Origin of the sequence: Bartonella sp. HY038, assembly GCF_014117425.1 — a bacterium.
In the GTDB taxonomy this organism is placed as follows: Bacteria; Pseudomonadota; Alphaproteobacteria; order Rhizobiales; family Rhizobiaceae; genus HY038.
The window spans coordinates 2,730,682-2,753,235 of the sequence record NZ_CP059725.1 but is presented as its reverse complement, the minus strand read 5'-3'; the positions used below and the strand labels follow the sequence as shown (position 1 = coordinate 2,753,235).

The following is a 22,554-nucleotide window of genomic DNA, read 5'->3' as shown; positions in this document are numbered from 1 at the left end:
TTAAACACAAAAAGCCGTGTTATCTAATAAAGAAAACACGGCTTTTAAAATAGTTTTATAAATTAAGCAGCTTCAACTTCTTCACTGTCATCAATTTGATCATCAGCTTTAGCATTGCGCTTAGGATTTTTTACCAAATTGGCCTCAATCAGACGCACAGCTTCAGTTTCAGAAACCGCATTTACCGCAGCAACTTCGCGCGCCATCCGGCTCAATGCACCTTCATAAAGCTGGCGTTCAGAATAGGATTGATCAGGCTGATTATCAGCTCTAAAGAGATCACGCACCACTTCAGCGATAGCAATAAGATCACCAGAATTGATTTTTGCATCATATTCCTGGGCGCGGCGCGACCACATAGTGCGCTTAACGCGTGCACGACCTTGCAGGACTTTCAAGGCGCGATCGACAAAATCATTTTCTGAAAGTTTGCGCATACCAATAGAAAGCGCTTTAGCAACCGGCACTTTAACGTGCATTTTGTCTTTTTCAAAATGGATGACAAAAAGCTCTAACTTGTGCCCTGCAACTTCTTGCACTTCAATGGCAACAATCTCACCCACACCATGGGCGGGATAAACAATAGATTCACCGGCGTTAAAACCATGGTGGGCTGAGGTCTTCTTCTGCTGGGATGACATAGGTTAACTTTCTCCCTTTGTGTCCGGCACGATATTGCCGAAAACACATGTTGAACCCTTAGGGCTAATCGGTATATTTTTTGTAAGTCGATATGCGTGAGGCAAGCCAGAAGTATCGGCTAAGTGATATTGTCCAATTGTTGGCAATCCAACATACTCAGAACCTTTAATGCGCTAACAAATTTACAAGCGCAAAAATTGGCTAGCATTATTGGATAAAATCCATAATCTCATTAGCCATTATAAACAACATCAAATATGATAAACACTGGTAAGGTCACGATTTTGCTCTCGACAGAATATAGCAACCATATCACTTTTTTTAATAAGAATCAACTTATTATCAAAAATTTAACAAAAGAGAGCGATTTAACCTTCTTCTTAGTGTTTTTCCACTAGAGAAACAAGGAAAAGTTCAAACGTGTTGGTTGATTCTTTATATGGAAAGAGAAAGCCGCTCTTCAAGACGGCTTTTAGCTGGCTTAATCGCCACTACCAGCATTAGGTGAGAAAAATTTTTCAAGCTTTCCAGTTACCCCATCCATTTCTTCCGCTTCAGGAAGCTGGTCTTTTTTAATGGTCAGGTTAGGCCATTTTTCAGCATATTCCGCATTAAGCACCATCCAGTCATCAAGACCTGGTTCAGTGTCTGGCTTAATTGCCTCGGCGGGGCATTCAGGCTCACAAACACCGCAGTCAATACACTCATCTGGATTGATGACAAGCATATTTTCGCCTTCATAAAAACAATCGACAGGACAAACCTCAACACAATCAGTATATTTGCAACGAATACAATTGTCGGTCACGACATAAGTCATTATCTTAACTCCGGATCACAAGCAGGTGTTTACCGCTTCCATCATGCATTTTTAACAGCTTTGTAAAATGTGCAATGTGCTATTTTTTTATGTTCAAATATGCCAAATCAAACCATAGGCTTAATTGGGACTTTAAATAGTGTATATAAAAATGTCATTACCATCAGATGAGACAGATTTAAGGTTATTACAGTCTTGCTTACCATGTGGTTGTCAAAACTATAATGAATAGATCCATGACCTACCCATAAACCACCAGAGCCAATAATCAACTAAGCCTGAAAAGTGCAATCAAAAATAGCGCACAATTTTTCAAGACAAATAATCATTGAAAACCGAAAAAAGCCTGTCACACTTTAAAGGGCTAACTCTATATATAGTAGTTACTCCTTTTAAGAAGCGGTTTCAAGTCTCTAGCATATAAAGATTATCGTAACCTTGGTAATTTTTGCTATATTTAAAGCCTATCATAAAAATTGCAACCTTGGAGGTGTTCTAAAATACGATTTTTGACAAATAATGTTTAAATCGCAACAATTGCTGCAGTTTTTTAAAAACGGTTCATAAAGTTTCATTTTCTGACATTGCTTCAGCGTAAATCTTGGTTCTAAGCTGTCAAAAACTTCTCATTTAAAAATCATGACGCATCTCATGATAAGCCATAAATATTCTGAATTACCTTGGAAGTTGCTTTCACCTCCTCTTTAACATAGCACCAAAAAATAGCGTAAATAAAAAAGCAGGCACATGATGTACCTGCTTTCTTTATAGTCAATCTCAATTGTTAGCCCTGCTTATATGCCTATAGGCAAAAATACTAACACTTAATTTAGCTTAACTTAGTCATTGTTGCGGCGTGGACGGCGCTTGCGCTCTGGGCGGTCGCCACCATCATTATTGTCACCAGCATCTTCACTTGTGTTGTCTTGAGCAAGTTCTTTACCTGTTTCCTGATCAACAACCTTCATGGAAAGGCGTACTTTACCACGCTCGTCAAAGCCCATGAGCTTAACCCAAACCTTATCGCCTTCTTTTACCACATCGGTGGTTTTTTGAACGCGCTCAGGTGCAAGCTGTGAAATATGAACAAGACCATCGCGAGGACCAAAGAAATTAACAAAGGCGCCAAATTCTGCAGTCTTTACAACAGTACCATTATAAATCGCACCTACTTCTGGCTCATCAACGATTGAATGGATCCAACGTTTTGCAGCCTCAATGGTTTTACCATCAGAAGAAGCAATCTTAATTGTACCATCATCTTCAATATTGATTTTCGCGCCGGTTTGCTCAACAATTTCACGAATAACCTTACCGCCTGAACCAATAACATCACGGATCTTATCAACTGGAATGTTCATGATTTCAATGCGAGGAGCAAATTCACCAAGCTCAGCACGTGATGAGGTAATGGTCTTTGCCATTTCGCCAAGAATATGCTCACGGCCACCCTTAGCTTGCTCAAGCGCTACCTTCATGATTTCTTCAGTGATGCCGTGGATTTTAATGTCCATCTGTAAAGAAGTAATACCTTGATCGGTACCAGCTACCTTGAAATCCATGTCGCCAAGATGATCTTCATCACCAAGAATATCAGAAAGAATCGCAAAGCGATCGCCTTCCTTGATAAGGCCCATTGCAATACCAGCAACGGGACGAGCGAGAGGAACGCCAGCATCCATCAAAGCAAGCGAGGTGCCGCAAACGGTTGCCATTGATGACGAACCATTTGATTCAGTGATTTCTGATACAACACGCATAGTATAAGGGAAGTTTGCTTTTTCAGGCAACATTGGGTGAAGCGCACGCCAAGCAAGCTTACCATGACCAATTTCGCGGCGACCCGGTGAACCAATGCGACCTGTTTCACCAACCGAGAATGGCGGGAAATTATAATGAAGCATGAAGGATTCTTTGATGAGGCCGGAAAGTGTATCGACATATTGCTCATCTTCGCCAGTGCCAAGAGTTGCAACAACAATTGCTTGGGTTTCGCCGCGTGTGAAGACAGCAGAACCATGGGTGCGAGGTAAAATGCCAACTTCAGCAACAATTGGGCGAACAGTAACAAGATCACGGCCATCAATACGTGTGCCGGTATCTAAAATGTTCCAACGAACAATTTTCGCCTGCAAATGCTTAAATACTGCTGCAATTTGTTCTGGTGCATATTCAGCCTCTTCGCCTTCTGGCAAGAATTTTTCAAGCACTTTTGCCTTTACAGCATCAACAGCAGCATAACGCTCTTGTTTAACAGTATTTTGATAGGCTTTGCGCAAATCTTTTTCAGCAAATTTGAGCATTTTCTTTTCAATTTCAGAAAAGTCTTCTGGCTCAAACTCGCGTGGTTCTTTAGCCGCAACTTCTGCAAGCTTGATAATTGCATCAATAACTGGTTGGAAGCCTTGTTGACCAAATACTACCGCACCAAGCATAATTTCTTCATTAAGCTCTTGTGCTTCTGATTCGACCATAAGAACAGCATCACTTGTACCGGCAACCACCAAATCAAGCTTTGATTCAGGCATTTCATCGATATTTGGATTTAAAATATATTTGCCATTGATATAACCAACGCGTGCGCCACCAATGGGTCCCATGAAAGGTACACCAGAAATGGTAAGTGCTGCCGAAGCTGCGACCATTGATAAAATATCAGGGTTATTTTCAAGATCATGCTGAAGAACAGTTACAATGACTTGCGTGTCATTTTTATAACCTTCAGGGAAAAGCGGACGGATCGGACGGTCAATCAGGCGTGAAACAAGAGTTTCATTTTCAGATGGACGGCCTTCGCGCTTGAAATAGCCACCTGGGATACGACCAGCTGCATAAGCTTTTTCTTGGTAATTAACCGTAAGAGGGAAGAAATCCTGTCCGGCCTTTGCTTCCTTAGCGGAAACCACTGTTGCCATAACCATGGTTTCACCATAGGTTGCAATTACTGCGCCATCAGCTTGGCGGGCAATCTTGCCGGTTTCAAGGGTAAGCGGGCGGCCTGCCCATTCGATTTCTACTTTATGTGTATTAAACATACTTCGTCTTTCATTCATTTAACATACAAAACATATTTTATTATCGATCATCCATTGATCAATTAGATTATAAAATATGTTCACTTTTTAGACGGGCCATGGGCAAGACAACAAGCAGCTTTTAATTGAAAGCAGATTCACATGAGTTAACTATCTAAAGCGGCTAGCAATCCTGCCCCATGACAAGTCCCGAATTTACATGCATTTTTTGATGCCTATCATAATCTTGGATAGAAAGTGTTTTTCACAGCAATTAATAATAGGTATCAAAATGATCGTTTATAATATCAGCAATATTATAAAAATAATCGTATTTTGTGTGAAATTAAACTCATTATCTTAAGGTGATAACCGATAAAACATAAGCGTAAACTTCAAAAATTTTACCCTGCCCCATATTCAAATGGGACAGGGCAATTTGGCTTAACGGCGCAAACCAAGCTTTGAAATCAAAGTCTGATAACGAGCAAGGTCGATTTTCTTAAGGTAATCCAAAAGGCTACGACGTTGCGAAACCAGCTTCAAAAGACCACGGCGAGAATGGTTATCCTTTTTGTGGGTTTTAAAATGCTCGGTAAGATTAACAATACGCTCTGACAAAACAGCAACTTGTACTTCTGGTGAACCAGTGTCACCGGCTTTTGTTGCATATTCATTGATAAGAGCTTGTTTACGTTCAGCAGTAATCGACATCATATATCCTTTCAAAAATTAAAGAAAAAACGCCCTAGCCGGGATGTCGTCCAGACAAGGGTTAAAAATGTATGGATAATTAAATCCTAAATACAATGGCAAGCTTATAGCGTAATTGCGGCAATATTACCACCGCTATTATGGGTTTTGAAAAATTATCTTCTAAATGCGTCCTTTATATCAAAAACATCACCAATATTGATAGGTTTAAAAGAGAGTTGCATGGGATTAGTAAGAAAAATAAATTAGGTTAATCGCGCATTTTGCGAAACTACAATGAGAGGAATCACCTGCTTGCGGATTGATAGTAAGCAAAGGGATTATGCGCTAAATCAAGTTTTATTTAAATTAGAAGTCTTCCATATCACATAAAAATAATGGCAAAAACGTGGAAAAACATAAGGAACCGCGCAAAAGGCTTCCAGCTTGGTGTTGCACGCCATGAATGTCTATGCTAGATGCTCTTCAACTTTCAGTGTTGCCATTTTTGAAAAAATGCCTATTGTGCTGAAATTAATTGAAACCGAAAGGTCGAATCCTTTTTAAGGGTGGGCCTATGCTTGGGGAAAGAGACAAGTAATCGTGACAGAAACGTCTTCGCTTATTTCATCAGTTGCCCAGCGGTATGCAGGGTCCCTATTTGATCTTGCGTCTGAAGCCAACTGTGTCGAGGCTGTGGAAAAAGAACTTTCGTCTTTTGCGCAAGTAATTGCAAAAAATGATGACCTACAGTCTTTGATTGAAAGTCCAGTATTTTCAGCAGAGCAACAGCTTGCCGCTATTGATAGTATCGCCAATAAGGCTGGTCTTAATGGTGCAGGTCCAAAAGGGCTGACTGGAAATTTTCTCCGTGTTATCGCCGATCATCGGCGTTTAAATAAATTGCCTGAAATTATTAAAGGCTTTCATATTCTTGCTGCGCGTGCGCGTGGTGAGGTTTCTGCTGAGGTAATCTCAGCCCTTACGTTAACAGACGTACAGGAAAAAGAGTTGAAAGCAGCGCTTAGTCAAGTGGTTGGTAAAGATGTTGCATTAAATGTAACTGTGGATCCAGCTATTCTTGGCGGTCTTGTTGTGCGCGTAGGTTCACGACAGATCGATACATCGCTGCGCACTAAATTGTCTTCGCTCAAGCTTGCACTGAAAGAGGTCGGCTGATGGATATTAAACCGTCGGAAATATCGCAAATCCTAAAAGAGCAAATTAAGAATTTTGGCCAAGAGGCTGAAGTTTCTGAAGTTGGTCAGGTATTGTCTGTGGGTGATGGTATTGCCCGTATTTATGGTCTTGATAATGTTCAGGCCGGTGAAATGGTTGAGTTCCCCGGTGGTATCCGTGGTATGGCGCTCAATCTTGAAGCTGATAATGTTGGTGCCGTTATTTTCGGACCTGACCGTAATATCAGTGAAGGTGACACTGTTCGCCGTACCAAGTCGATTGTGGATGTGCCAGTTGGCCCAGAATTGCTTGGCCGCGTCGTTGATGCACTTGGTAATCCAATTGATGGCAAAGGTCCAATCAATGCAAAGGAACGCCGCCGCGTCGATGTGAAAGCACCTGGTATCATTCCACGTAAGTCTGTTCATGAGCCAATGTCAACCGGTCTTAAAGCCATTGATGCGCTTATTCCAGTTGGTCGCGGTCAGCGCGAATTGGTTATTGGCGATCGTCAAACTGGTAAGACTGCAATTATTCTTGATACTTTCCTTAACCAGAAGTCAGTGCATGATGCAGGTCCTGAAAAAGACAAGCTTTATTGCATTTATGTTGCGGTTGGTCAAAAACGTTCAACCGTTGCACAATTTGTGAAGGTTTTGGAAGAACGCGGCGCTCTTGAATACTCAATCGTTGTTGCAGCTACCGCTTCTGAACCAGCTCCAATGCAATATTTGGCTCCATTTGCAGCTTGTGCAATGGGCGAGTATTTCCGTGATAATGGCAAGCACGCTCTTATCGCTTATGATGATTTGTCTAAGCAAGCTGTTGCTTATCGTCAAATGTCCTTGCTTCTTCGTCGTCCGCCAGGCCGCGAAGCTTATCCAGGTGACGTTTTCTATTTGCACTCACGCCTTTTAGAGCGCGCTGCAAAGCTTAACGACGATAATGGCGCAGGTTCATTAACCGCGTTGCCAGTTATTGAAACTCAAGCAAATGACGTTTCTGCCTATATTCCAACCAATGTGATCTCGATTACCGATGGTCAGATTTTCTTGGAAACCAATTTGTTTTATCAAGGTATTCGCCCTGCTGTTAACGTTGGTCTTTCCGTATCACGCGTTGGTTCATCAGCGCAGATCAAGGCAATGAAACAAGTTGCAGGTTCGATTAAGGGTGAGCTTGCTCAGTATCGTGAAATGGCTGCCTTCGCGCAGTTCGGTTCGGATCTTGATGCGGCAACCCAGCGTTTGCTTAACCGTGGTGCCCGTTTGACTGAGCTTTTGAAACAGCCGCAATTCTCACCGCTTAAAACCGAAGAACAAGTTTGTGTGATCTTCGCTGGTGTGAACGGCTATCTTGATAAGCTTGCTGTTAATCAGGTCGGTAAATTTGAACAAGGTTTATTAGCCTTGCTTCGTACCGAGCACAAGGATATCCTTGAAGGCATTCGCGATCAAAAACAGGTAACTGATGAGCTTAAAGGCAAGCTTGTCGAATTGCTTGGCAATTATGCAAAGAACTTTGCTTAACACTGACGGGACGGTTTAATGGCTTCGCTAAAAGATCTCAGAGACCGTATCGCCTCAGTTAAGGCGACGCAAAAAATTACCAAGGCGATGCAAATGGTCGCCGCGGCAAAATTGCGTCGCGCCCAAGAGGCAGCTGAGGCTGCGCGTCCATATTCTCAGCGTATGGCATCTGTTCTTGCCAATATCGCTGCTAATGTAAGCCCAGAAGATGCACCGCGTTTAATGGCAGGTACAGGCAATGATCAAGTTCATCTTGTTGTTGTTTGTACAGCTGAGCGCGGTCTTTGCGGCGGCTTTAATTCGCAAATTGCGCGTCATGCTCGTGAATATATCCGCACTCTTTTGCAAGATGGTAAGCAGGTAAAACTGATTACTGTTGGTAAAAAAGGCGCAGATATTCTAAAGCGTGACTTTAGCAAGCTTATTATTGATCATGTTGATTTGCGTGATGCCAAACAAGTTGGTTTTGCTCATGCACAGCGTATTTCCAACAAGATTGTCAACTTGTTTAATGATGGTGGATTTGACGTTTGTTCATTGTTTTATTCCGAATTTAAGTCGGTTATAAATCAAGAGCCAACCCGTTTGCAACTCATCCCAGCAAGTGCAGGTGACGTTGTTGCAGATAATGCTGATGTCAATGGCGCGCTTTATGAATATGAACCAGATGCTGCATCTATTCTTGATGAGCTTATCCCACGAAATTTAACTGTTCAGGTATTTCGGGCATTGCTTGAAAATGCTGCCGGTGAAATGGGTGCTAAGATGAGCGCTATGGATAATGCAACGCGTAATGCTGGCGATATGATCAACAGATTGTCGATCACCTATAACCGCCAACGTCAGGCGCAGATTACAACAGAATTAATTGAAATTATCGCAGGTGCTGAAGCGCTGTAATAAGCGTTTTATTTCCTGCTATTATTTACAATAATGAAACAAAAGGGGCAAATCCTTGAAGCATTTTAAACAATGCCGCATAATTGCCCCAATACTATTTAACCCATGCAGCGGCAGAAACTGCAACAGCTGCGTCAATAACAGGTAAAGGATCCTTTAGGATGGATACATCAAAAGGTCATGTCGGTCGCGTCAAGCAGATTATCGGTGCTGTCGTTGACGTTCAGTTCGATGAGCATCTACCGCTCATTCTTAACGCCATTGAAACAACAAATCTCGGTAATCGTCTTGTTCTCGAAGTTGCACAGCATCTTGGTGAAAATACTGTTCGTTGTATTGCTATGGACTCGACTGAAGGTCTTGTTCGCGGTCAAGAAGTAACAGACACTGGTGCCCCGATTTCAGTTCCAGTTGGTGAAGGTACGCTAGGTCGTATCATGAACGTTATCGGTGAGCCTGTTGATGAAGTCGGTCCGATTGTTGCTTCTGCAACACGCGCTATTCACCAGCCAGCTCCAGAATATGTTGAGCAATCAACAGAATCTGAAATTCTCGTCACTGGTATTAAGGTTGTTGATCTTCTCGCACCTTATGCAAAGGGTGGTAAGATCGGTCTTTTCGGTGGTGCGGGCGTTGGTAAAACCGTTCTCATTATGGAGCTCATCAACAATATCGCGAAAGCCCATGGTGGTTATTCGGTATTTGCCGGTGTTGGTGAACGTACCCGTGAAGGTAACGATCTTTATTACGAAATGATTGACAGTAAGGTAAATGTTGATCCTAAGGAACATGATGGTTCCGCAGAAGGTTCAAAATGCGCCCTCGTTTACGGTCAGATGAATGAGCCTCCTGGGGCTCGTGCTCGTGTGGCTTTGTCAGGTCTAACCGTTGCTGAATATTTCCGTGATGCTGGACAGGACGTTCTTTTCTTCGTGGATAATATTTTCCGCTTTACACAAGCAGGTTCTGAAGTGTCAGCGCTTCTTGGCCGTATTCCATCAGCTGTTGGTTATCAGCCAACCCTTGCTAATGAAATGGGCGCTTTGCAAGAGCGTATTACAACTACCAACAAGGGTTCGATTACTTCAGTGCAGGCTATTTACGTTCCTGCCGATGACTTGACCGATCCTGCACCTGCAACATCATTTGCTCACTTGGATGCAACAACTGTTCTTTCACGTAGCATTGCTGAAAAGGGTATTTATCCTGCGGTGGATCCACTTGATTCATCAAGCCGTATGCTTGACCCACTCGTAGTTGGTGAAGAGCATTATGAAATTGCCCGTCAAGTGCAGACCATTTTGCAGCGTTATAAGTCATTGCAAGATATTATCGCAATTCTTGGTATGGATGAGCTATCAGAAGAAGATAAGCTGACTGTTGCTCGTGCACGTAAGATTGAACGCTTCTTGTCACAGCCATTCCACGTAGCTGAAGTATTTACTGGTTCACCGGGTAAGTTGGTTGCTCTTGAAGACACGATTAAAGGCTTTAAGGGTCTTTGCGCAGGTGATTACGATCACCTTCCAGAACAAGCTTTCTACATGGTTGGTTCTATTGAAGAAGCAATCGAAAAAGCTCAGCGTCTTGCTGCCGAGGCTGCTTAATAAATATTGGCGCTGTTATAGATATTGTTTATAACAGCGCTTAGTTCTACTGGTTTTGGTATAATTATTTAAGGGTACTGTTGTTCCAAGGTAATTTCCCAAAATATTATCAGCGCAAGCTGAATATAATTATTTTATATCTCTTTGTTTTGTTGCATAGCTATTCACCTCATTTTTTGAAGGGATTCTATGCTCTAATGATTGAAAGCAAATGAACATGGCCGATACCTTTCAATTTGAACTCGTTGCACCTGAAAAGCTTCTTCTTTCAGAACAAGCGCTTGAAGTTCAGCTTCCTGGCAGTGAAGGTTATTTGACAGTAATGGCCAATCATGCGCCAACAATGACCCGTCTCATGCCCGGCGTTGTACGTGTAAAAATTGCTGGCAAGGACGAAAAGGCTTTTGTGGTATTTGGCGGTTTTGCCGATATTACTCCGCAATCTTGCGCAATTTTGGCGGAAGCTGCTCATCCTTTGGAAGCTTTTGATCCAGCAGAGCTTGAAGAGCGTATCGCTGCTGCTAAGGCTGAACTTGATGGTGCTACCAATGATGATCACCGTAACCGCGCTGAAGATTTCTTATATGAATTAACCACCGTGCGCGGCGTTCTTACTATGGCTTAAGCAAAGTGCTGTTGATACGGCAGTTTTGATTGTCGAATTACGAATTTTTTAAACAACGAAAGATTGCCTCTTTCGTTGTTTTTTTATTGCCGAAAATGTCGTGCTTTCGGTAGATTTAGTTTTACACCAGTCAAATGCAATATTGAGGTTGAATCGCACAATTGAGGGGGGTATCACAAATAAGGTTAAATGGTGTTAATTAATAAATCAGGAGATGCCATGCTGTATATTATCGGGCAAACCAAATATTGGTTAAATGAAAAAGGCGACGATATTCATTTATATATCAATGATGAGCTTATACACATATTCAAACGGCCAATATATCCGGCAAGTCTTACAATTGTTGATGAACATACACTTTATTGTTGGTTCTGCACTCGGCTCGCAAAAATCCAAAATAAGCGGGTGGTAATGGAGTATGATGAAGAAAACGAAATGCGGGCCATTTTCATTGTGAATGATGAAATGGCTATTTTAGTAACTGAGTTATCGATAATGTGGCGTTCGTTAGCTGATTGGTCAAAGCTTTATGAATATGATCACTATGATGTAATATTGGAGTATAAAATTATCGCCTTTAATAAGGTATATATAAAAGATTTTGATGGTGTAGAATATCTAGTTAACCTAAATGGTCATGTAAAAAAGCTTGACGCGAAGTTTATGTAAAATTTTGGAATTTCACATTTACTTTCAAAGAGTAAGCGCCCTAAAAGATATGCTGATATAAAAACACCACAGCGCTTCAATTTGTAAAATTTGATTATTCCCAAAAAATAGATAAATGGATAAAATAGCGATATTATTATAAATGGAAGGCTCGTGTTTAGTTTTTGGTTAAAAATTCTCTCGCGCCTTTTTGTAAATATGGTGTGAGCTTATCAATATCTACACGCATAATCGGTCCTTCACAATTGCGATCCGCCGTGGAAATGGACTTGTTACCAAAGGCGATGGAACGATTATCCGCATAGAAAAATGTAAGATAATCTGCCATAAAATCTGCGCATTCATCCCATTCCACCCAATCTTTTTGCTTTCGATTTTTATTATGTTGGCTTTTAAGAAATTTTAAAAAATTCTCTCTAGTTGGGAAATTGTATGAGTTATCTGTCTTGTCGCCGTAGATTTTCGCAAAATTAAAGATTTTTTGCCAATCTAGCTCGCGCCCCAAAGTCATATCAATAGCTGTCTGTTCTGTGAAAATTGATGGGTGTGCACCGCCGCAATAGGCATCGATTGATTGTTCATACACCAACAAATTTTTAGATGCATATATGACACCAACCTTTTGCAATTCAAAGCCTGTCCGTCCAGCCCAAGGTGCTACTTCATAATATTGGCTGGAAAGACATTCAAATGCACTTTGTGATAGTTGCCAAAATTGGGCTTGCAGTTGTTGATTGACAGTATTTTTAATGGCATTATCAGGAAAATCTGCCAATTTGAAAAATGTAATATTGTTTCGCGGATCTTTGACATATTGCCAACTTATTCCATTTTGTTGCTGTATCTTTCCAGTTTCTTTAGCGTGCCCTTGAAGCTTGAGCGTATCATAAGGTGAGAATTCGCCATTAGATAGCGAATAAGAATGTCCTCCCGAATAGCGATCTACTTCCTCAAGCTCAAATTTGGTCGCCATCTTTTTGTCGTCGAATTCCCAAGTGCCCGAATATTTTTGTTCATCAAACGTGCCTATAAAGCGCCCTTTTGGTCGCATGAAAACTGGAACATCAGCAAAATATTCATCAAATTTTTGATATGGATAGTCCTTTAACGGATAGGGCTCAGCGATGCTTGCTATCGTTCCCTTTATTGGAATATCAATGCCTGATTTTTCATAAAAATATCGCCCCTTTACAACTTTATCAGGCCTAAATGACAGTTCCATAATAATCGGTGAGTAACCGATAGTTCCTTTATAAATAACCCGTTCATCATAATCAAACTCCGCCAAAATCACTTGGTATTTATCTGATAATTCATCGAAATATTTAAATTTGTTTTGTTTAAGCAGTTTAATGAAATCTTTGCGATTAATGTCCGCTATTGCTTCTTTTGCAACTAACCTAAATACAATATTGGTAATTTCCTCTTTATAAAAATATTTGCGTTTTGCGTCTATATTACCGTCTGGACGTTGGCTAAACTGCCATGTCGCATAACCACTGCCAAGGCCTATATCTGAAAGAGCTGATTGATTGGCCTTGTCATTGTTACCTTCTAACGCCCATATGTCGCCATCCGTTCTCATGCGGCCAATTAAAGATTGGTCAGAAAAGCGGTAAAGTTCGAGCACAACAACATTATCATCAATATCTGCAGCATAGATAAAATGATCTAACGCCTTTGCAGGAGCTGTTGCTGTTAAGAATAATAAAACAAAACATAATAAACGCTGAACCATTTTTTTCCTCACAAATTTTCATCATGAAAATAAGAATATGCTTTATATTGATTTACATCATGTCGGTAAAATAGGCTTAAATATATGCTTTTTATTATTTCATTCGCTCATAGAGGTAAAGCGTTCTAAAATACGTTTTTTTAAAACTTCACGCACGCTGCGATAGGCATCTAAGATTTGCTCGCGTGAGCCCGTTGCTAAAGCAGGATCTGGCATTGGCCAATATTCAACATCGACTGAAAAAGAGCGCATTTCTTCTAATACCGCATGGTGAGCCTGCGGCGTTAGCGTAATGATAAGGTCAAAGAAACCATCGGATAAATCTTCCAATCCGCGTGGGTTATGGCTATCAAGCGATAGACCTTCTTCGGCTATAATGGCTGATGCAAATGGATCGCGCTCACCGCGATTAACGCCGGCTGATGCGACATAAATTTTGGGGAAAAGATGATGCATTAAAGCTTCTGCGATAGGCGAGCGGATGGAATTCATGCCGCACACAAAAAGCACTGAGCTTGGTTGTGATATTTTTGGTAAAAAATGATCCATATCAACCCCGCCAATGTAAAACGCATAAAAGTGTAAAAAGTCGGCGTGCGGTTTTAAAGTCCATATCTATTTTACCGCTTAACCGATCTAGCAGGGTTTGTGATCCCTCATTATGCAAGCCGCGCCGCCCCATATCAATCGCTTCAATTTTGCTCGGAGCGGCAAGGCGAATGGCTTCATAATAGGATTCACATATCAAAAAATAGTCTTTGACTATGCGCCTAAATGGTGTGAGTGACAAAATATGGGTGGTAACCCATGTTCCGTCACTGCGTGAAATGTCAAAGACAAGGCGTTTTTCAATTAAGGACAGTTTAAGATTATAGGGCCCGCCAATGTCATCGCCAGAGGGAAAAAACTGGTTTTCCTCAATAAGATCGAAAACAGCTACTTCGCGCTCATGTTCAACCTCTGGAGTGGAGCGGCTAATGGTCTCGTCAAATTCAATACCAATCAACCGCGCATTTTCATTAAATTCACTCATTGAGTTCTAACCTTAAAGTCTTTTGCGTAAGCGTCAATATGGCTTCGTAAAATTTTAAAGATTTAACCGCACTGCCACCGAATAAGCATGGCCGTCTAACCCTTCTTCTTCAGCAATGCGAATGGCGGCTGGTCCAAGCACGCGCAATTGTTCGGCATTTAATTTCATCACTGAGCTGCGTTTCATAAAATCAAAAACCGAAAGCGGAGAAGAAAAACGAGCAGAACGCGCCGTTGGTAAAACATGGTTTGAACCGCCAACATAATCACCAATAACTTCAGGCGTGTAACTGCCAAGAAAAATTGCGCCAGCATTGCGTATCATTGGCAATAAAGCATCTGGGTCTTGTACGGCAAGTTCCAGATGTTCAGCCGCAAAGCGATTAACCAGCGGCATTGCATTTTGAAAATTATCAACCAAAATAATTGCACCAAAATCACGCCAACTCTGCTCGGCTATTTTTGCGCGTTTGCGTATTTTGAGTTGCGCTTCAACCGCTTTTTCAACTTCTTTTGCAAAAACCTCATCATCGGTGATAAGTACTGATTGAGCTGCAACATCATGCTCAGCTTGCGCTAATAGGTCAGCTGCAATCCAATCAGCATTATTATTTTTGTCCGCTAGTACCAAAATTTCAGAAGGGCCAGCAATCATATCAATGCCAACAATGCCAAATACTTGGCGCTTTGCTGCGGCTACATAGGCATTGCCGGGCCCAACAATCTTGGCAACAGGTGCAATGGTTTGTGTACCATAGGCAAGGGCAGCAATCGCTTGTGCACCGCCAACACGATAAATTTCATCAACGCCGGCAAGCTTTGCAGCGGCAAGCACCAAGGGGTTAATTTTGCCATCAGGGGTTGGTACCACCATAACAAGGCGCTCTACACCCGCAACTTTTGCAGGAACGGCATTCATCAATACCGAGCTTGGATAGCTTGCTGTGCCACCTGGTACGTAAAGCCCAACAGATTCAACCGCTGTCCACCGCCAACCCAGTTCAACTCCCAAATCATCGCTAAACTTTTTGTCCTGTGGCAATTGGTGCTGATGATAGGCCTTGATGCGGTCATGGGCAAGTTGCAACGCCGCCATTGTGTCACTATCAATACTTGCAGCAGCAGTTTCAATATCCTGTTGGCTTATTGCAATGCCCGTTTCGCGAAGGTCAATGCGATCAAATTGCAGGGAATATTCAATTAGGGCTTCGTCACCATTTTCGCGCACATGATGGATAACAGCGCGCACAACATCGTCAACATCTTGGGATACTTCTCTTTTAGAGCCGAGAAATTGTTTAAATTTTGCTTCAAAATCATTGTTTTGTTGACGAAGAACAAGAACCATTTTTATCCTACCCATGCATAAAGGCAATAGCAATGCCTTTGCTGCGCATTATCTGCGACACTTAAATTATACTCTAGGTGAAATTGCCTTAATATCGACAAAAGCGCAAGGGGTGAGAATAAATGTTTAGGCTAAGATTTATTAAGCGTTGAATAAAGAGTGGCAAATCAAATCCATTTCCATTCACATTATTAGCTCTATAAATTGTACGAATTATTAAACGGCAAGTGCTATAAATAAATGTGATTTTCTATTTTTTTAAAAAAATGCTTAAGATATTGTTCAGAATATTTTTCGGCAAAGCCAATGATTTTGCGGTTAAGTCTATTATATAAATAAATTAGTTAGCTTTTTATTGGAGGGTGGTATGGAACGACCAAGAATACTGGTTTTAGGTGCTGGCGGAATTGGTGGCTATTATGGCGGGCGTCTTGCCGAAATTGGCGGCGATGTTACTTTTTTGGTTCGTGAAAAGCGACAAGCTAATATTGAACAAAACGGGCTTGTCATTGCAAGTCCTGCAGGCAATGCAATTATCAAGGCAAAAACCATACTTGCTAGCGAGTTGCAGCCAAATTATGATTTCATATTTTTAACCTGTAAAGCCTATGATCTTGATGACGCTATCGCCGCTATTGCTCCGGCTATGGGGGAGGGGGCATCGCTTGTTCCGTTTTTAAATGGCATGGCGCATATGGATAGATTGAACGAAATTTTTGGCAAGGCCAATGTTCTTGGTGGTTCAGTTATTATTCAGGCAACGCTTGGGCAAGATGGTGTTATTCACCACCTTAATAATACAGCAACATTGGTTTTTGGTGAGCAAGATGGCGGTTTGAGTGAACGCACTGAAATGCTGGATAGTGCTTTTAATGGTGCTAAAGGATTACAAGTTTCAGCCGTTCCTGATATTTTACAAAGAATGTGGAATAAATGGGTGCAGCTATCGGCTTTTGCCGGCATGACTTGCCTTATGCGTGCAAGCCTTGGCGATATTAATCGCGCCCATGGCGGACGTGAAGCCATGTCGCGCTATATCATAACCAATGCGGAAATTGCCGCCCATTATGGATTTGCGGTTAATGCAGATGCTTTTGATGCTATAAAGCATTTTTTGCTCGATGATCAATCAGTTGGCACATCTTCAATGTTGCGCGATATAGAACAGGGCAATCGTGTCGAAGGCGATCAAATTTTAGGCGACCTTTTACAACGCGCCGAGGCTGCAAATATAAAGCATCCAATTCTTGAGCTTGCCTATAGCCATGTCAAAGCATATGAAGAGCGTAAAAAACGTGAAACTAGTCCACGTTAATATTTAGTTGTTATAGCTTTCTTTTGCTTATTATTACATTCTGGTTTTGTCAGTCTATCAAGGTAAAACCAGAATAAACTAATGCCTTTAAAACATGCGTCCACCAAGTGGTACCGTTTTATCGGGAGTTAGCAACACAACATCGCCTTTTTCATCGGGAAGTCCAAGCGTTAGCACTTCAGACATAAAAGGGCCAATCTGGCGTGGCGGAAAATTGACCACCGCTAAAACCAACTTTCCAACAAGATCATCAAGCTGATAATGATTGGTAATTTGTGCCGATGATTTTTTAAGGCCAATGTCAGCGCCAAAATCAATCAGCAATTTATAAGCAGGCTTACGTGCTTGCGGAAAAGTCTCAGCTTCAATTATCTTGCCAACACGGATATCAACTTTTTCAAAATCTGCAAAATCAATCACTTTTATCTCCTCGGTCAAAATGATATTGGCATAATAGCTTCACTTGCGAGACAAAACCATCACAGATTGCCGCGATTGGTTGCAACCCATATACCAATCTGACGAATGGTTTCCGTTGCAATTGCGTCATATCCGTCTTTGGTGATACTTGCCCAAAAGCCATCACGCGCCGGTACCAATACACGATTTAGCACATATTTTCCTTCAATGCGGTGTAGTCGTGATCCATCCTTATCAACAATATCGAAGACATAAAGAACCATATTTTCGTCAGGGCTTTCATCAACTATAACCGAGAAGTAGCCCTTAATATAATATTGCGCTTTATCAGGCATGCCGCGGTAAATTTTGATTTTTTGCTCATCACCCTCATCAATGAAGGCATCGCTGAGTTGTTTGGCCGCAGCAACGGTTGCATTATCAAGGGAAATAATACCAAAGGCAGGACTTGAAGCAGTTTTGCTGCCAAGTCCTAGATGCTGACATCCTGTCAAAATTAAAACAGTAAATATAGAAAAAATAGTAAAAATTTTGTTTTTCATCAAATTTTCAACATTTCGAGAAATCATGAAATTATTTTAAACGCAATTTACAATAAAAAAAGCGATATTTTTGCTTTATTCATGAATTTTTTGCAATAAATATTAATTGCAAAATTATCTGCCTATATGAGAGCTTGGAAATACTCAATATATTCCAATGAGACGCAACGTAGTTTATTTTGATATTTTATAAACCAACAATAATTCTGCCAACGATACATTGACAGTAATAATCAATGATTTTATTTGCTTTTTAACGCAAAATTGGATTTAACGTGTGGCGTGACAGCGGCTTTGCACCTTCTTCATCAATAAGATAAGAAGCGCCTAGAGTCATTGCTGTACCACTATCTGAATCAAAAACCATAGCATGGGCAAAAAGCGTCATGTCGGGTGCAATTTCAAACGGACTTTCTGCTTCAAAATGTTCCATTTCCATCCATGTTGGTGCAAAGCGGGCACCAATGGAGTAGCCGCAAGAACTCAAACGATGGCGCGTTAAGTCATGCTTTTCCATAACGGCGGTAAATGTATCAAAAATACCAGAAAATATTGCCCCTGGTTTCATTGCCGTTTGAATAGCTAAAATGGCTTCAAATGCTGCATCATAAAGCTGGTGATGGCGCGGTGTTGGAGTGCCGATCAATATAGTGCGCAACATCGGAGCATGGTAGTGGCGATAGGCTCCGGCCCATTCAAGGGTTAATTGGTCATTGTCATCAAGCTTGCGTCTACCGGTTTTGGAACGACATAAAAGCGCATCTTTACCTGAACCAATAATATAATCATTGGCGGGAAAATCACCGCCACCAATAAAATTAGCGCTAATCATAGCAGCTAAAATATCACCTTCATCGCTGCCTGCTTGAATTTTGGGTAAAGCCGCATCAAGCACATCATCGGATAATTGCGCAGCTTTTTTAATGTAGGTAATCTCTTCTTGGCTTTTTATTAAGCGTAGATGGTCAATCAAACCAGAAATATCAACAATTTTGGCAAAGCTGGTCAATTGCTCGTCAACAAGGCGGCAACTTGCACCATCAAGACCATAGGAGCGATATTCCAAACCAATACGACAACCCAAAAGCTCCATATCGTTTAAAAGATTGCGTAAATCAAAGGCGGGATTGGCGTTTTCACGGTCACGCCAAATAACAATATTTTTGATTGTTGATGTTTCTTGTGCTTGGCGCAAATCTGGTAAACGCGTTAATAATACTTTTTCACCATTAGCTTTAACAATAAGGCATTGAAAGAAACAAAAGCCAAATGTATCAAAGCCCGTCAACCAGTAAAGACTTTCTTGTGAAAAAAGTACCACGGCATCAAGCTTATCAATCGTCATTTTTTCGATTAGGCGGGCTTCACGCTTTTTAAATTCTTCAGTAGAAAAATATAAACCCATTCTTATTCCCCTAGCATAATCGCTGAAATTTGCCGACCATAATCCATCTCATTTTGATGGGTTTTACGACGATATGAAAAAAAACGTGCCTGATCAGCATAGGTGCACAGGTTAAGTGCATAATCCTTCACTTTATTAAGGCGCAAACGGACAGTTAAAAATGCCCACAAATTGAAAAAATAGTGGTCAGCGCGGTTCGATGGTCGAAAGTAAACCATATTATTAGCATCAAGGTCAAGAAAGCTATGCAAAAACTCTGCACCAACTTCATAATTATTGGGGCCAATGCAGGGGCCAACCGCAACCGCTATGTCTTCGCGCTTACTACCAAGGGCTTCCATGGCGGCTATAGTATTATCAATAATACCATAAAGCGCACCGCGCCAACCCGCATGGGCTGCACCAATAATTCCACCCTTACTATCAGCAAATAATAAAGGTCCGCAATCGGCAGTTAAGATGCCAAGCGCAAGCCCCGGCACATTGGTTACCATGGCATCAGCCTTTGGACGCTCACTCGAAAAAGGCGCTGTCACTGTTACGACATCGCATGAATGCACCTGATAGCAAGTCAAAAGCTTGTCGCTAGTAATATGAAAATTTGCAGCGACACGATTGCGGTTCTCAAGCACCAAATTTGGCTCGTCATCAGAGCCTTGACCAAGGTTAAGGCTCTCATAAATGCCACTTGATACGCCGCCTTGACGGGTAAAAAAGCCATGTTGTATCTGCGCGCCGCAATGATCGTTAAAAGCGGTGTTTATAATCGGCATAGGCTTATTATTCATGCTGTTTTTCCGCCTTTTAACTGTTTTAGAATTGCTGATCAAAGGGTATTATAGGGGTATTTTTATCACTTACACATAATACTTTAAAGAGCCCGCCCATTTTCCCACCTATTTTCCCACTAATTTTATCATCACCTGCGAGCCGCTCAACATCATTGCGGATTTTCTCTTGAAATAGGCTGTCGCGACCTTGCCCAAGAGTTTGCGCTCGCTCAATTAGCCCTAAGGACAATAAAAATTCGCCTTGAGTGGTCATATAGGTTTGACAGTGCATTAGCTGCGCGCGTTGGTTAAGGGCGGCAAAATCCACATGTGATGTTAAATCATCTTTTCCAGGGCTTGCAAGAGGATCACTAAATTGATGTTTTGACATGGCTTGCAATGTGTCAGCCGGTTTTGGCTCAATAGCACCATAATCAATAATCAAGGCAGCACCGCGATATTGCACAATATGGCTGGCTATTTCATCCATCAGGCTTTCACGCGCTGGCGACACCTCGATAATATCACCTTCTTTTATAATTGGTAGGGCATAGGGTAAGGCTGGTGGTGAAATAATTGAGCCCAAACCAAAAATAAGAGCCATTTCATTCTTGCTGTCAGGCGAAACACCAACCATTCTTTCTCGCCAATTTTGACCATCAAAAAAATATTGATAGATCGGCAAACAGTCAAATAATTCATTGGCAAGCAAAATAACCGGCATCGCCGGTAGTAAGCTAAAATGATCAATCCATGTAATATTGCTATTATGGCTAGCAAGGCGTTGTTTTTGCTTTTCTCGCAATTTCGGGCTAGTTTCAATAAGAAAAACTTTCGCCGCGTTAAAACAGTTCAAATCGAGCTTTTTAATGGTGCGCAAAACATCGTCCATTAAGGTACCACGACCAGGGCCCATTTCACATAAGCTAAAATCAGCAGGCTCCCCCATCGCACGCCACGATAAAACAACCCAAACACCGAGCATTTCACCAAACATCTGGCTTACTTCGGGTGCGGTGATAAAATCACCATCACGGCCAAAGGGATCAGCAGTTTTATAATAGCCATATTGTGGATCAGCCAAACAAAATGTTATGAATTGGCTAATGCTTAAAGGACCATGCTCTTGGATGGTTACAATAAGCTTTTCCTTTAAACTATTAAGGTTTGCTGTTGTCATCATCATTATTAAACTTGTTGTGCGGTTGCTTTATTGCTGATTAAAGCATAGATAATCATGCACAAACCAACGCCAACCATTGGTAGTGATAATAGCATGCCCATGGTGAGCCAGTCGCCATTTGCATCGGCATTTAATAAATGAATAGCTGTGTCGCGATTAGGCCAACCAAGGGCGAAAAAACTGCCACTCGGCTCGCGGAAAAACTCAACAAAAATACGGGCAAGTCCATAGCCCATAACAAATGTACCGCTAACAAGACCGGGTTTTTTCAAGGCTTTGAACGCAAAAATGATGATTGCTAGCACAATAAACAGTAACAGTCCTTCGGTAAGCGCTTCATAAATTTGGCTTGGATGACGCGGAATGCCGCCTGCTTCTCCAGGAAATAATACAGCCCAAGGAATAGTAAAGGCTTCGCGCCCCCATAATTCATTATTGATGAAGTTACAAACGCGCACAACACCAAGGCCAACTGGCACACCGGCGGCAATGGTATCAAACATTGAAAATGTATTAATTTTGTTTTTAAGTGCAAAAAATACCATGGCAAGTGCCATGCCAATAAAACCACCATGAAATGACATGCCGCCATCCCAAACTGCGATGATTTTACCGGGATTAGCAAAATAAAAATCAGGGCGGTAAAATAATACTTCACCTAAGCGACCACCAACAACGACACCTAATACTGCCCAAATGACGAAATCATCAAGCCTGTTTGGTTCCATTGGCGGTTGGTTATTTTTCCATAATTGTGGGCGGCGCAAGAGAAATGTACCATACCACCATGCAAAAAGAATGCCGACAACATAACCAAGGCCATACCAACGCGGCTCAAAAGGACCAAGATGGATGATTACAGGATCAATATTGGGAAATGCCAAAGCGCTAAAAGAAAGAATACTACCCATTTAATTATCCTGTAAATGCATGGTGGTTCGACGTCACCAAGATGAAAAACATTTGGCTAGAAAATAAACTTTTCGACACATCTGTCAAATTTAAAAATCCTACCAGAAATACCCAAAATATTCGTTTTTATGAGAAAGTGCTTTTATTTTTTTTTGCCTGTATTAAATTAAACCTACCAACTTAACATTTCACCCTATATGAGAGGGTG

At 41.5% G+C, this 22,554-nt stretch carries 21 protein-coding genes; 7 read left to right on the top strand and 14 right to left on the bottom strand.

Annotated features, from left to right (window positions below; translation table 11 throughout):
• Positions 1–62: 62 nt before the first annotated feature.
• The 4 genes from H3299_RS11895 to rpsO form a co-directional block, all read right to left on the bottom strand.
• Positions 63–641, bottom strand: a complete 579-nt coding sequence (locus H3299_RS11895) for a CarD family transcriptional regulator (protein ID WP_182417875.1) — start codon at positions 639–641, stop codon at positions 63–65.
• A 482-nt stretch (positions 642–1,123) separates the two neighbouring features.
• A complete protein-coding gene (gene fdxA / locus H3299_RS11890; RefSeq protein WP_182417874.1) occupies positions 1,124–1,462 on the bottom strand; it encodes a ferredoxin FdxA in 339 nt (112 codons plus the stop codon).
• An 839-nt stretch (positions 1,463–2,301) separates the two neighbouring features.
• Positions 2,302–4,497: a polyribonucleotide nucleotidyltransferase gene (gene pnp / locus H3299_RS11885; protein WP_182417873.1), complete on the bottom strand. Its 2,196-nt coding sequence runs from the start codon at positions 4,495–4,497 to the stop codon at positions 2,302–2,304.
• Between the two features lie 423 nt (positions 4,498–4,920).
• Positions 4,921–5,190, bottom strand: a complete 270-nt coding sequence (gene rpsO / locus H3299_RS11880; RefSeq protein WP_182419757.1) for a 30S ribosomal protein S15 — start codon at positions 5,188–5,190, stop codon at positions 4,921–4,923.
• 582 nt (positions 5,191–5,772) lie between these two features.
• On the opposite strand from rpsO, the gene H3299_RS11875 reads away from it, so the two are divergent.
• The 6 genes from H3299_RS11875 to H3299_RS11850 all read left to right on the top strand — a co-directional run bounded on the left by H3299_RS11875 (position 5,773) and on the right by H3299_RS11850 (position 11,681).
• Positions 5,773–6,348, top strand: a complete 576-nt coding sequence (locus H3299_RS11875) for a F0F1 ATP synthase subunit delta (protein WP_182417872.1) — start codon at positions 5,773–5,775, stop codon at positions 6,346–6,348.
• On the top strand, positions 6,348–7,877 hold the full coding sequence (gene atpA / locus H3299_RS11870) for a F0F1 ATP synthase subunit alpha (protein WP_182417871.1): 1,530 nt from the start codon (positions 6,348–6,350) through the stop codon (positions 7,875–7,877). The genes H3299_RS11875 and atpA overlap by 1 nt, the downstream gene beginning before the upstream one ends.
• An 18-nt stretch (positions 7,878–7,895) precedes the next feature.
• Positions 7,896–8,777: a F0F1 ATP synthase subunit gamma gene (locus H3299_RS11865; RefSeq protein WP_182417870.1), complete on the top strand. Its 882-nt coding sequence runs from the start codon at positions 7,896–7,898 to the stop codon at positions 8,775–8,777.
• A 161-nt stretch (positions 8,778–8,938) separates the two neighbouring features.
• Positions 8,939–10,384: a F0F1 ATP synthase subunit beta gene (gene atpD / locus H3299_RS11860; protein ID WP_182417869.1), complete on the top strand. Its 1,446-nt coding sequence runs from the start codon at positions 8,939–8,941 to the stop codon at positions 10,382–10,384.
• 217 nt (positions 10,385–10,601) lie between these two features.
• Positions 10,602–11,009 carry a F0F1 ATP synthase subunit epsilon gene (locus H3299_RS11855; RefSeq protein WP_182417868.1) on the top strand — a complete coding sequence of 136 codons (408 nt, stop codon included), beginning with the start codon at positions 10,602–10,604 and terminating at the stop codon, positions 11,007–11,009.
• A gap of 189 nt (positions 11,010–11,198) precedes the next feature.
• Positions 11,199–11,681 carry a hypothetical protein gene (locus tag H3299_RS11850; RefSeq protein ID WP_182417867.1) on the top strand — a complete coding sequence of 161 codons (483 nt, stop codon included), beginning with the start codon at positions 11,199–11,201 and terminating at the stop codon, positions 11,679–11,681.
• Positions 11,682–11,838: 157 nt separating this feature from the next.
• Here H3299_RS11850 and H3299_RS11845 read toward each other — a convergent pair whose 3' ends face one another.
• The 4 genes from H3299_RS11845 to hisD all read right to left on the bottom strand — a co-directional run bounded on the left by H3299_RS11845 (position 11,839) and on the right by hisD (position 15,799).
• A complete protein-coding gene (locus H3299_RS11845) occupies positions 11,839–13,419 on the bottom strand; it encodes a hypothetical protein (protein ID WP_182417866.1) in 1,581 nt (526 codons plus the stop codon).
• Between the two features lie 99 nt (positions 13,420–13,518).
• The gene (locus H3299_RS11840; protein ID WP_182417865.1) at positions 13,519–13,968 is read right to left on the bottom strand and encodes a low molecular weight phosphatase family protein; all 450 of its coding nucleotides are present in this window, start codon (positions 13,966–13,968) and stop codon (positions 13,519–13,521) included.
• Position 13,969: 1 nt separating this feature from the next.
• A complete protein-coding gene (locus tag H3299_RS11835; RefSeq protein ID WP_182417864.1) occupies positions 13,970–14,452 on the bottom strand; it encodes a UPF0262 family protein in 483 nt (160 codons plus the stop codon).
• Between the two features lie 54 nt (positions 14,453–14,506).
• Entirely contained in the window at positions 14,507–15,799 is a 1,293-nt protein-coding gene (gene hisD, locus H3299_RS11830; protein WP_182417863.1) for a histidinol dehydrogenase, read from the bottom strand.
• A 367-nt stretch (positions 15,800–16,166) separates the two neighbouring features.
• Here hisD and H3299_RS11825 point away from each other — a divergent pair, with 367 nt between their 5' ends.
• Positions 16,167–17,114, top strand: a complete 948-nt coding sequence (locus H3299_RS11825; protein ID WP_182417862.1) for a 2-dehydropantoate 2-reductase — start codon at positions 16,167–16,169, stop codon at positions 17,112–17,114.
• Positions 17,115–17,201: 87 nt separating this feature from the next.
• Here the strand turns inward: H3299_RS11825 and H3299_RS11820 are convergent, their stop codons facing one another.
• The 6 genes from H3299_RS11820 to lgt all read right to left on the bottom strand — a co-directional run bounded on the left by H3299_RS11820 (position 17,202) and on the right by lgt (position 22,345).
• Positions 17,202–17,540, bottom strand: a complete 339-nt coding sequence (locus H3299_RS11820; protein ID WP_246708230.1) for a tRNA-binding protein — start codon at positions 17,538–17,540, stop codon at positions 17,202–17,204.
• Positions 17,541–17,593: 53 nt separating this feature from the next.
• Positions 17,594–18,076: a hypothetical protein gene (locus tag H3299_RS11815; RefSeq protein WP_182417860.1), complete on the bottom strand. Its 483-nt coding sequence runs from the start codon at positions 18,074–18,076 to the stop codon at positions 17,594–17,596.
• 253 nt (positions 18,077–18,329) lie between these two features.
• Positions 18,330–19,481: a Xaa-Pro peptidase family protein gene (locus tag H3299_RS11810; RefSeq protein ID WP_182417859.1), complete on the bottom strand. Its 1,152-nt coding sequence runs from the start codon at positions 19,479–19,481 to the stop codon at positions 18,330–18,332.
• A 2-nt stretch (positions 19,482–19,483) separates the two neighbouring features.
• Complete coding sequence (gene pgeF, locus H3299_RS11805) at positions 19,484–20,269, bottom strand: peptidoglycan editing factor PgeF (RefSeq protein ID WP_182417858.1); 786 nt, start codon at positions 20,267–20,269, stop codon at positions 19,484–19,486.
• 25 nt (positions 20,270–20,294) lie between these two features.
• Positions 20,295–21,437, bottom strand: a complete 1,143-nt coding sequence (locus H3299_RS11800; RefSeq protein WP_246708073.1) for a class I SAM-dependent methyltransferase — start codon at positions 21,435–21,437, stop codon at positions 20,295–20,297.
• 2 nt (positions 21,438–21,439) lie between these two features.
• Entirely contained in the window at positions 21,440–22,345 is a 906-nt protein-coding gene (gene lgt / locus H3299_RS11795; protein WP_182417857.1) for a prolipoprotein diacylglyceryl transferase, read from the bottom strand.
• Between the last annotated feature and the right edge of the window lie 209 nt (positions 22,346–22,554).